Genomic DNA, 10,660 nt, shown 5'->3' on the forward strand with positions numbered 1-10,660 from the left:
GAATTGTTGCCAAACACAAACCTGATTTTATAGTTCCAGAAATTGAAGCCATAAGAACAGAACGCTTTTATGATTATGAGAAACAAGGAATTACCGTAGTTCCATCTGCGAAAGCAGCAAATTTTACTATGAATAGAAAAGCCATTCGCGATTTGGCAAGTAAAGAATTAGGATTAAAAACAGCTAATTACAGATATGCAACCTCAGCTTTAGAATTGCAAAAAGCAGTTGCAGCAATTGGAATTCCGTGTGTTGTAAAACCATTTATGAGTTCGTCTGGAAAAGGTCAATCTACAATAAAAACTGAATCTGACATTAACAAAGCTTGGAATTACGCAGTTGAAGGTTCGCGTGGCGATGTTGTGGAAGTTATTGTAGAAGCATTTGTAAAATTCAATTCAGAAATTACTTTGTTAACTGTGGTTCAAAATAACAATCCGACTTTGTTTTGCGCGCCAATTGGTCACAGACAAGAACGTGGCGATTACCAAGAAAGTTGGCAACCAGCTCGAATTTCTGATAAAGATTTATTTGAAGCACAAGATATGGCAGGAAAAGTAACCGAAGCTCTTGGTGGCGCAGGACTTTTTGGTGTAGAATTTTTCTTGACTGATGATGGTGTTTATTTTTCAGAATTATCGCCAAGACCACACGATACTGGAATGGTAACTTTGGCAGAAACACAAAATTTCAACGAATTTGAATTGCATCTTCGTGCGATTTTGAGTTTGCCAATTCATGAAATTATATTAGAAAAAGCTGGCGCAAGTGCTGTGATTTTAGCTTCAGAAAATTCAAATAATCCAACTTATTCTGGACTTGAAAAAATAGCCGCATTACCAAAAACCGATTTTAGAATTTTTGGCAAACCAACTTCAAGACCTTACAGAAGAATGGGAATTTCATTAGTGAATGATAGTTTAGAAACGCCTATTGAAGAAGTTGTTGAGAAGGCGAAAAGTGCTGCTGGTTTGGTAAAAATAGATTATTAAAATTTAAACCATTAAGTTAGTTAAGGAATTTAAGGTAAGACTTAATGAACTTAACTAACTTAATGGTTTTAAAAAATAAGATTAAATTTCAAGAAAATCATCTATGTTTTCTGGTGTAACATTCATTTTTAATGCAACTTCATAATTCTCAATAAAAGTTTTTGGAAAATTTTTATTTCTTTTTTTTGTATTCCATTTAAATTCAAAAGCTGAAAAAGCACCATCAATTTCTTCAATCCAATCTATTTCTTGTTGTTGATAGGTTCGCCAAAAATAATTTCTACCATGCCATTTTTTATAGCTTTGTAATTTTACGCGTTCAGAAATTATAAAATTTTCCCACAACGCACCAACATCTTGACGAAATTCTAACGATTTAAAATTTCCAATTATGGCATTTCTAATTCCGTTATCATAAAAATAAATTTTTCTGGATGTGTTAATTTCATTCCTATTATTTCTGCTTAAAGGTGCTACCCTAAAAACTACAAAAGCTTTTTCGAGTAACGAAATATAGTTTTCAATCGTGGCTCTATCAACTCCAATAGTTCGTGAAAGCTCATTATAATTGACTTCAGAACCCATTTGCAATGCCAAAGCCAACAACAATTTATCTAAAACTTCAGGTTTTCTGATGCCTTGGTATTGCAATAAATCTTTGTATAAATAACTTCCAGAAATTTGCTTTAACGTACTTTCGGCTTCATTTGCATTGGTTATTACTTCTGGATACATTCCATAAATAAGATATTGTCGAAGATTTTTAGTGTTTTGTGCAAATCCAAAATGATTTTTAAGTTCTTGCCAAGAAAACGGAAATAAGTTGAATTCCCATTTTCTACCAGTTAATGGTTCGTTTATTTCGTTGGCAATTTCTAATGCAGACGAACCGCTTACTACAACCCGAATTTCTTTTATTTGATCGTGGATTATTTTTAGAATTATACCAATATTAGAAATGCGTTGTGCTTCGTCAAAAAAAACGGTAGTATATTTTCCAATAATATTTCGCAATTTATTTTCGCCAGCATTTTCTAACAACAATCGGTCTTCGCTATCATCGCCATTTATAAAAAGATAATTCCCTTCTGCTTCACACAAGGAACGAATTAAAGTAGTTTTACCAACTTGTCTTGGTCCAATTACTATCAAAACCTTCCCAGAATTCCATTTTTCGAGCAAATTTTTCTTTAAAATTCTATCTAAATCTAACATAATTTCTGTGATATTAGATTACAAATATACAAAAAAAGTATATAAATATGCGATTATGATCTATTATTTATATATAATTATGCGATTACAATCTACTATTTGTATGTAAATAATAGATTAGGAATTTTATATATTCAATTATCGAATGACTTTTGCAGGATTTCCAACAGCAAGAGAATTATCTGGAATGTCTTTCGTAACCACACTTCCGGCGCCAATGACACAACCGTTACCAACAGTAACACCTGGACAAATTACTGAGTTTCCGCCAATCCAACAGTCATTTCCAATTGTAACTGGTTTTGAGCATTCGACCGTTCTTCTTTCAATGGCATCAAGTGGATGAGATGCGGTGTAAATATGAACGTTAGGCGCAAAAAAAACATTATCGCCAATGGTAACTTTCATTGTGTCTAAAACTACACAATTCACATTGAAATAGACATTTTCACCAGAATTAATATTGTATCCATAATCACAGTGAAATGGCGGTTCGATGTATATTCGTTTATCAGCATTTGGAACTAATTGACGTAGAATGTTTCTAGCATTTCCATTCATTAAATATTCGGTAACATTCAGTTTATGAAGTAATTTTTTAGCAAAAGTGCGTTCTTGAACTAAAACTTTATCGTTGGCAAAATAAATTTCGCCAGCTAACATTTTTTCTTTTTCGGTTTTCATATTTGCAGAATTAATTTTTTAAAGGTCAACTATGTTATCGCTTTTTTTGGCGTTTGCTTTCGCAAATTTTTATTGTAGCGATTTCATAGCTAAATTTTCAATTAATCAAATATACAGTTTTGCCACAGATTTGCACTGATTAAACGGATTTGAAAAATAGTTGTTTGAAAAACCATTTTAGCTGTATTTTTGAAGTGATGAAATCTCCAATAAGTCACTTTGCGAATGCAAATACAAAAAAAAGGCGATAACACGTGTGACCGCTAAAAAATCAAATTGCCACATATGAAACTAATTATTCAAAACATATCAAAAATCATTTCGCTAACTTCAGAAGAAGAAACGATTTTTCTTTCTAGAACAGAAACAAAACAGTACAAAGCCAAAACCATTTTACTAAGTTCTGGCGAAGTTTCCAAAAGTACTTATTTTGTAAATTCTGGAATATTGAGAAGCTTCAACATAAACGACAACATCATTGAACACGTTTTGCATTTTGCTTGTCAAGGTTAGTGGATTGGCGATATGTACAGCTACATTTCTGGTAAACCAGGCAATTTATTTATTGAAGTTCTAGAAGATGCCGAAGTGGTTATTATCACCAAAGAAAATCAACAAATATTGTTTGAAAAAATTCCGAAATTAGAACGATTTTTCAGGATTTTATCTGAGAATTCATTGGTTACGCATCAAGAACGATTGATGGATAATTTGAGTTTATCTGCCGAAGAACGTTTCGATAAATTCTGTAAAAAATATCCAACACTGATTCAAAAAGTGCCGCAAAAACAAATTACATCCTACATTGGTGTTACACCTGAATTTTTTAGTAAGATGAAAAGTAGAATGCTTAGAAAATAAAAATTAACTTAAAAATGTAGTGATATTGTCAAAAGTTATTAATTGTGTTTTTGCATTGGGATAGGCATTGGTAAACGTTTTTGAAAATTTGACTTTTTTATTTGCACTCCATTTGAATTCAAATGCAGAAATTTCAGCATTTTTTTCTTCAATATAATCTATTTCTTGTTGTTCTTTGGTGCGCCAAAAAAAAGTATTGACATAATTTTTAGAATAATGATTGAACTTCATTCTTTCTGAAACCAAAAAATTTTCAAATAATGCCCCAGCATCTTGTCTTGCTTCAATTATTTGAAAACTTGAAATTATAGCATTTCGAATTCCGTTATCATAAAAATAAATTTTTTTTCCTAATTTCAGCTCGTTTCTGAGATTTCTATTATATGAGTTTAACCTAAATAGTACAAATGATTTTTCTAGTAAATTTATATATACTTCAACCGTTTTACTGTCTAAACCTATTGAATTTCCAATTTCATTATATGAAACTTCAGATCCAATTTGGAATGCCAAAGCCTGTAGTAACTTCACTAATTTTTCGGGTTTTTTTATAGTATCTAACATTAGTATATCTCTAAATAAGTAACTATCTGCTAATGATTTTAATACATCAATTTCATTTCCTTCATTATTTATAATTTCTGGATAATAGCCATATACCAAACGTGATTTAATTGATCTGTTTTCTAACAACTCACTGTGATGTTGAACCATTTCGGCAAATGAGATTGGAAATAATTGATACTCCAATTTCCTGCCTGTTAAAGGTTCATTCGTTTTATTTTGCAGTTCAAATGCTGATGAACCAGTTGCAATAAGTTGTACATCAGGATATGTGTCGTGAAGCAATTTTAAACTCAAACCAATATTTTCTATACGCTGTGCTTCATCAATTATAACTAATTTATGATTTCCAATTAACGCTTTTAAATTTGTAGATGTTGCATTTTTAAAGCGTTGTTGTATATCATATTCATCGCCGTTTAACCAAATTGTACGTTCTTGTTGTTCAGCAATTTTTTTTAATAAAGTTGTTTTGCCTGTTTGTCGTGCTCCCAAAATCAAAATAACTTTATTTTTGTATAAATTGGACGTAATTATATGCTCTAAAAACCGAGTGACCATAATTTTTTTACAAACATACAACTTTTACGGAATACAATCCAAAATAAATATGCTTTTTTCGGAATACAATCTAAAAATGATGCTTTTTAATATTAGAATACTACTAAAAACTTGGTGCAATTATAATTTTTAAATGGTACTGTGGTAAAAATTATATCGTAAACGCTGTAAAAAATACCTCTCAAAAACAAATTGCATCCTACATTGGTGTCACACCTGAATTTTTTAGTAAGATGAAAAGTAGAATGTTGAGGAAATAAAAAATCTTATAAAATTCTATTTTAGCGGCTTGAAATTTTTAATAATTTTAGTCAATCCTAGCTCGATTGAAGTAGGTTTTATACCCGTAGCATTTTGAAACTTATCACTTTTGAATTCATAATCGCGATCATATTGATACAATAATTCTTTACTTTCTTTTACTGCAGGAATAAACCATCCTAAAATAGTTATCATCAGTTTATTGGCAACTTTAATTTTTGCTGGTTTTCCTGTGATATTTGAAATAATTTTGACCAATTCATTAGCAGTATACGCTTTATCAGTAGGTAAATGCCAGACTTGATTGTAAGCACTATTTATATTTCCCAACATTGCTGTTGCTTTCGAAGCATCTTCTACAAAAGTTAGCGAATGTTTTTTATTGGCATCTAAAAACCAATTGGCTTTTTTTCCTGATAAAATTCTATTGATAACTTGCTCATTGAACATACTGTTTGAAATGTTTAAACCATAAAAATCAGCAGATCGAACTATAAGAACATTAATGTCATTATTTTTAATTTCTTTATGTAGCAAATTTGAAATTGCAACTCTAACTGCGCCTTTTTTACTTGTACTTTTTATTGGCGTTTCTTCGTCTAGTTCTTCAAAATATTCTGGATCATATAAATAAACATTGTCAAAAAACACTAATGTAGTTTTATGGATTTTACAAGCATTTATTACATTTTGAACTATTTTCACAAAATCACGTTCCCAAACTTTAGTTTCATAAGGTAACCCAACAACCAAATAGGCAACATCAATATCTTGAAGTGCATTTGTGGTTTCATTAGTATCTAAAAGTGTTCCAGAAATTAAAATATCATCTTCATTTATTTTTTTTGGATTTCTTGAAAACAGGCGAATTTGATTGGTATACTTTTTTAAATCTTTGGCTAAAAGCGAACCAATTGTTCCACCAGATCCAAGTATAATTTGATTATTTCTCATTTAAAATGAAGTAAGTTATTTATAAAGCAGATTAAAAAAGATACTGGGAACTAAGTTTTAGTAGTAGGTTTTACTTTTACTTAGAAACCCAGCATCTAAACAAAATAAATGAAATTGTTGTTTTATTTTATCTTAAGAAATTTAGTTTTAAAAATGCTGGGGAATGTGTTAATCCAGCATTTTCTTACTAACCAAACAAAACATGAAACCTTTAAAAATTAAATCGGTAGCCAAAATCTGGTTGAAAACCTATTTGGTCTTTTTGGTTTATTAAACCTGTTTGTCTGTTATATTCTTTTGTAAAAACGTTTTCATTTGCAGTCACATTTTGAAAATCGACATAAAATTGATGCGAACGTTTTTTAGTTTTACTATTGAATTTCATTCCTAATTTTAAGTCCAATCTTAAATACGGATCGTATTGCTCACTAAATGGTTTTGTATCGTCTTTTATTTCAAATCCTGCGGCTTGCGATGCTGCTAAATCAACTGGCGTGTAATATCTTCCACCAGCAGTTGTGAATTTTGTATTGATAGAAAAAATATTCTTTCTTGCTTTTCCAATTTTGAATTCTTTTCCTGCCAAAGCATTAATTACATAACCATTATTAAAAGGTGAATTGCGTTCTACACCATCACTTCCTTCGTATTTACTTTCAAAAAATGATGAAGTAAATAACACATTATATCCTTTGCTGAAGAATTTTTCTAATGTAAATTCTATCCCAGAATTGCTTCCTTCGCCATTACTTATTAATGAAGTTTTGTCTATAGAATAAGTAAAACTTGCGCCTTCAGTTAACGATGAATATCCTGATGGTGTTCTTTCTACTGCGACTTTGTTGATTGATTGGTAGTACATTTCTACTTTTGCTCTCCATTTGTCTGCAAATCTTAAATCGTAACCAATCACATAATGCTCACTTCGTACTAAATCTAAATTTTTATTAGTTTGAATTAAATTTCCACCTATATTTTCATTTAAAAATAAAATTGGTGCTGCCACATTTTGATGATGCAATCCGTAACCAAAGTTAATAGCACTTTTTGGATTAACAGCATAACTCAACGAAGCTCTTGGTTCAATGGCAAACTCTTCGTTTACAGAAAAATATTGTCCGTGTAAACCTGCATTTAAAGTCAATTTTTCAAATAATCTAACTTGAGCTTGTGCATAAGGTTGAATAATTGAATAGTTTCCATCGTTATTAATTATGCTTACAAAATCTGGATAACCATCGCCATTGTTATCCTCTTGTCTGTCTCTGTCTGTTATTTTTGCATTAAGATTAAAGCTTTCGTATAGTAAACCAGTTCTTAATGTGAATTTTTTAGAAATTTTAGAATTAAATAAAGTAGAAAATGTAAAGCGACTTTCTGTATTATCCGTTTCTGTAAATTTTAATCTGTTTTCAGCTGGTGTTTGAAAATCAAAATAACGGAAAGCTTCGTAAGTTGATTGCGCTGATGATGCACCAAGTGTAGTTTTTAGATAGGATTTATCACCAATATCGATAGTATGTTTTAATCCAAAAGCGCTAAAAGCTGATGTTGCATAAGCATCTTCATCTTTGGCTGCAAATAAATCATCATCGCCTTCAATATCTTTTCCGATGAAATCGATATCAGAATTACCTAAAATTCCGAAAAGAGTAAAGTTTCCAAACTTTGAATTTCCGAAGTCTAAATTAAAAGAAATGTCATTATAATTTGGTGCGGCTGCTGTTCCTGCTAAACCTAAAGTTCCAACAACACCATATCTTGCTGCGGCGACAAATGAGCCACCATTTTTCTTTAACATTGGACCTTCAGCCATAAATTCTGCACCAGGAAATGCTGCTAAACCAACTGTATATTCATAATCTTCGGTATTTCCTTTTCTAAAACCTAAATCAAAAACACCGCCAATAGCATTTCCATATTCTGCTGGAAAAGCTGATGTAATAAAATCGGAATTGGCTAGCATATTTGGATTTAGAGCCGAAACTGGACTTCCAGTAGTTCCTAGAGTGGCAAAGTGATTTGGACTTGGTACTGGAATTCCTTCTACACGCCATAACAAACCTGCTGGCGAATTTCCTCTCACTACAATGTCATTTCTACTATCATCTGCAGTTGCAACACCAGCAAAATTTGATGCTAAACGTGCTACATCACTTCGTCCACCAGCATATCTGTTGGCTTCTTCTGCAGAAAATTGTCTAACAGAAACCGCAGCCATTTTATTAATTGCTTTGGCTTTATTTTGTCCGCCACCAGTAACGACAACTTCATCAAGTGAGTTAAATTTTTCAGTCATAGAAATTGATACACTATTTTCTTTACCAGTAGTAACATCAATTTCAGATACAAAAGCACTTTCATATCCAAGAAAACTAACTTGAATATTTTGTCTTCCTAATGGCACATTTGACAATTTAAAATTACCATCAGCATCTGATATTTCTGCTATTCCTTCAGTTCCAATTAATTCGATATTTGCACCAACAATTGGTTTTTCAGATTGCTTGTCAATTACTTTTCCTCGAATTATTCCAGTTTGAGAAAAAGCGATGCTTGATGAAAAGCATAAAATTAGAAATAAGATTTTTTTACTCATTATGTTATTTTTTTTGTGTTCGTGAATCTTCGATTTCATTTTATAAGTTTTTGAAAATTAGTATTGTTTAAAATTTATAGTGCAAAGATGTGATGGGTTTACATTTGAAAACGTTCACTTGGGTTAAGAAAAATTTGTTTATAAACTATTTTTTAGAATTTAAAACCCAATTGCGTTCCTATGTAGCTACTGTTGAAAGTTCTATTTCCAACGCCTGTAACTTCGCCAGTTCTTGAAGCCAAACCATATTCAACCGATGCTGAAAAATTATATTTTCTAAAGGAAAAATCATACGCACCACCAAAGATTAATCCGTTTCCGGTTGCAAATTGATGGTTGAAAATTTTGGAATCTACATTGCGATACTTTTGTGTGAATTGAGTAATAAAATAAAAATCGGTGTAAAAGTTTAAACCTTTATTTGCATTTTTATTTAATGGATAATACTTTGCAGAAATTGCTGCACCCCAAAAATTAAAAAGTAATTCATTGTTATTATCACCTTTGGCTGGTGATGCGCCAAGTGCAGAAAATTTTCCACCAAAGTTGAAGTAATTGATACTTTCAAATTTATGATACACAGCTAAAGTGAATAATCCGCCACCAGAAGTTCCAAAGTTTCCTGCATCGTATTGATCTTCGAGATTTTTGCCAAATTGAGAAACGGCATAACCTGCTTTAAATTCGCCATAGGTAAACGATTTTTTTTCTGAACTGACTTGTGCATTTATCCTAAAACTAATTAATAAGATTGCTATAATTTTTACAATTTGTTTCATAATTATTTATTTAAAATGATATTCCTAGTTGCAGTTTTCCTTGTACAAACGCATCTGCCTTTCCGTTTCTTGGACCAATAATTAGTTCATCATTTAATCCTTGTAAATAACCAAATTGTGGATTTAGATAAACTGTTGAACTTTTTAGTTTTAAAATATTGAGCTTGTAACCAACATTTGCTTCAAGAAAATGAACAAAACCTGAATAATCTTTTCCGTCAACTTTATTTTTCTTGGCATCTACATTTCCGGCATAATACTGCAATTCGAAGTTTAAGTTTTTAATAAAATAGTGACGATAACCAAATGAAACCATATATTCGTCGATAGTTTCTACAACATCGTGTTTTACGTTTGGTCTGATAAAAGCACCCAACATAAATTCACCGTGATTTTCATCTGTATTTCCCCAAATATTTCGAGTAACTTTTGCAGTAATAATTTCTATTTCTGGTAAAAATGGTTGAATTAAATCGACTTCAAAACCCCATTTTTTTGAGTTTGTAGTAGTTTCTTGCGCGTAAGATTGAAAACTTATTATTGCAATAAAAAGTAGCGTGAATGTTTTAATTGTATTCTTCATCGTCTTTGTAATATTTAAAATTATTTTACAAAGATGAGTTGGATGTGAAGTTGAAAACGTTCACTTGGGTTAAGAAATTTAGCTAAAAAAAACCGCAAATCAAAGTTATGATTTGCAGTTTTTATTTTGTATTCCTATTAGAAGTCAAAAATTAACTCCTATTTTTTTTAAATGTTTGTAAACCTTAAAGTTTACGAAATAATTTCTTCTATTTTTGCTACTATTTTCCACAGAAAGCGACCAGGAATTTGTGGTCCAAATGACAATCGGCTTTTATTTTTAATTCCAACAAAATTTAATTTTGCTGCTGTTCTTGCACGTCCCATTAAATCTTCCCAGATTGGAACTCTTACAGATGAATATTTAGTCAATGCACTCTTAAAGTTTGAATTTCCTTTTGATATTTGTGTAGCAATATATTGACCTAATATTTCAGCATCTTCAATAGCAAGACTTGCACCCATCCCGATAGTTGGCATAATTGCGTGTGCTGCGTCGCCAATCATAATAATATTTCCAAAATCGTTGTATGGTTTTTTTGCAACATCACTATCTCTCATTTTCCATAAATAAATTTTGAAAGAATTCCAATCTGGTATCCATTCAA

At 31.0% G+C, this 10,660-nt stretch carries 11 protein-coding genes; 3 read left to right on the forward strand and 8 right to left on the reverse strand.

What is annotated here, in order from left to right; translation table 11 throughout:
• The coding region (gene purT, locus ACH2BC_RS00145) for a formate-dependent phosphoribosylglycinamide formyltransferase (RefSeq protein ID WP_395051884.1) at positions 1 to 992 on the forward strand (992 nt) is incomplete at its 5' end.
• Positions 993 to 1,073: 81 nt separating this feature from the next.
• On the opposite strand, the gene ACH2BC_RS00150 is transcribed toward purT, so the two are convergent.
• Both ACH2BC_RS00150 and ACH2BC_RS00155 read right to left on the reverse strand, forming a co-directional pair.
• The gene (locus tag ACH2BC_RS00150) at positions 1,074 to 2,207 is read right to left on the reverse strand and encodes an ATP-binding protein (RefSeq protein ID WP_395051885.1); all 1,134 of its coding nucleotides are present in this window, start codon (positions 2,205 to 2,207) and stop codon (positions 1,074 to 1,076) included.
• A 138-nt stretch (positions 2,208 to 2,345) separates the two neighbouring features.
• Positions 2,346 to 2,891: a sugar O-acetyltransferase gene (locus ACH2BC_RS00155; RefSeq protein ID WP_395051886.1), complete on the reverse strand. Its 546-nt coding sequence runs from the start codon at positions 2,889 to 2,891 to the stop codon at positions 2,346 to 2,348.
• Between the two features lie 285 nt (positions 2,892 to 3,176).
• On the opposite strand from ACH2BC_RS00155, the gene ACH2BC_RS00160 reads away from it, so the two are divergent.
• Positions 3,177 to 3,404 carry a hypothetical protein gene (locus ACH2BC_RS00160; protein WP_395051888.1) on the forward strand — a complete coding sequence of 76 codons (228 nt, stop codon included), beginning with the start codon at positions 3,177 to 3,179 and terminating at the stop codon, positions 3,402 to 3,404.
• 12 nt (positions 3,405 to 3,416) lie between these two features.
• Positions 3,417 to 3,752, forward strand: a complete 336-nt coding sequence (locus ACH2BC_RS00165; protein WP_395051890.1) for a Crp/Fnr family transcriptional regulator — start codon at positions 3,417 to 3,419, stop codon at positions 3,750 to 3,752.
• 3 nt (positions 3,753 to 3,755) lie between these two features.
• Here ACH2BC_RS00165 and ACH2BC_RS00170 read toward each other — a convergent pair whose 3' ends face one another.
• From ACH2BC_RS00170 to ACH2BC_RS00195, 6 genes are all read right to left on the reverse strand, one after another.
• Positions 3,756 to 4,877: an ATP-binding protein gene (locus tag ACH2BC_RS00170; protein WP_395051891.1), complete on the reverse strand. Its 1,122-nt coding sequence runs from the start codon at positions 4,875 to 4,877 to the stop codon at positions 3,756 to 3,758.
• A 276-nt stretch (positions 4,878 to 5,153) separates the two neighbouring features.
• Positions 5,154 to 6,092: an NAD-dependent epimerase/dehydratase family protein gene (locus ACH2BC_RS00175; protein WP_395051893.1), complete on the reverse strand. Its 939-nt coding sequence runs from the start codon at positions 6,090 to 6,092 to the stop codon at positions 5,154 to 5,156.
• Positions 6,093 to 6,303: 211 nt separating this feature from the next.
• Complete coding sequence (locus tag ACH2BC_RS00180; protein WP_395051894.1) at positions 6,304 to 8,730, reverse strand: carboxypeptidase-like regulatory domain-containing protein; 2,427 nt, start codon at positions 8,728 to 8,730, stop codon at positions 6,304 to 6,306.
• 113 nt (positions 8,731 to 8,843) lie between these two features.
• Positions 8,844 to 9,470, reverse strand: coding sequence for a hypothetical protein (locus ACH2BC_RS00185; protein WP_395051895.1), 627 nt, complete (start codon positions 9,468 to 9,470; stop codon positions 8,844 to 8,846).
• Positions 9,471 to 9,480: 10 nt separating this feature from the next.
• Entirely contained in the window at positions 9,481 to 10,053 is a 573-nt protein-coding gene (locus ACH2BC_RS00190) for a hypothetical protein (RefSeq protein ID WP_395051897.1), read from the reverse strand.
• A gap of 191 nt (positions 10,054 to 10,244) precedes the next feature.
• A partial coding sequence (locus ACH2BC_RS00195) for an FAD-dependent monooxygenase (RefSeq protein ID WP_395051898.1) occupies positions 10,245 to 10,660 on the reverse strand: 416 nt, incomplete at its 5' end.

Source organism: Flavobacterium sp., from assembly GCF_043760115.1.
Taxonomy (GTDB): domain Bacteria; phylum Bacteroidota; class Bacteroidia; order Flavobacteriales; family Flavobacteriaceae; genus Flavobacterium.

Coding starts and splice junctions, on each gene's coding strand:
- ACH2BC_RS00155 (WP_395051886.1), bottom strand. CDS start 2,891: ATGAAAACCGAAAAAGAAAAAATGTTAGCTGGCGAAATTTATTTTGCC.
- ACH2BC_RS00180 (WP_395051894.1), bottom strand. CDS start 8,730: ATGAAATCGAAGATTCACGAACACAAAAAAAATAACATAATGAGTAAA.
- ACH2BC_RS00190 (WP_395051897.1), bottom strand. CDS start 10,053: ATGAAGAATACAATTAAAACATTCACGCTACTTTTTATTGCAATAATA.
- ACH2BC_RS00185 (WP_395051895.1), bottom strand. CDS start 9,470: ATGAAACAAATTGTAAAAATTATAGCAATCTTATTAATTAGTTTTAGG.
- ACH2BC_RS00165 (WP_395051890.1), top strand. CDS start 3,417: ATGTACAGCTACATTTCTGGTAAACCAGGCAATTTATTTATTGAAGTT.
- ACH2BC_RS00175 (WP_395051893.1), bottom strand. CDS start 6,092: ATGAGAAATAATCAAATTATACTTGGATCTGGTGGAACAATTGGTTCG.
- ACH2BC_RS00170 (WP_395051891.1), bottom strand. CDS start 4,877: ATGGTCACTCGGTTTTTAGAGCATATAATTACGTCCAATTTATACAAA.
- ACH2BC_RS00150 (WP_395051885.1), bottom strand. CDS start 2,207: ATGTTAGATTTAGATAGAATTTTAAAGAAAAATTTGCTCGAAAAATGG.
- ACH2BC_RS00160 (WP_395051888.1), top strand. CDS start 3,177: ATGAAACTAATTATTCAAAACATATCAAAAATCATTTCGCTAACTTCA.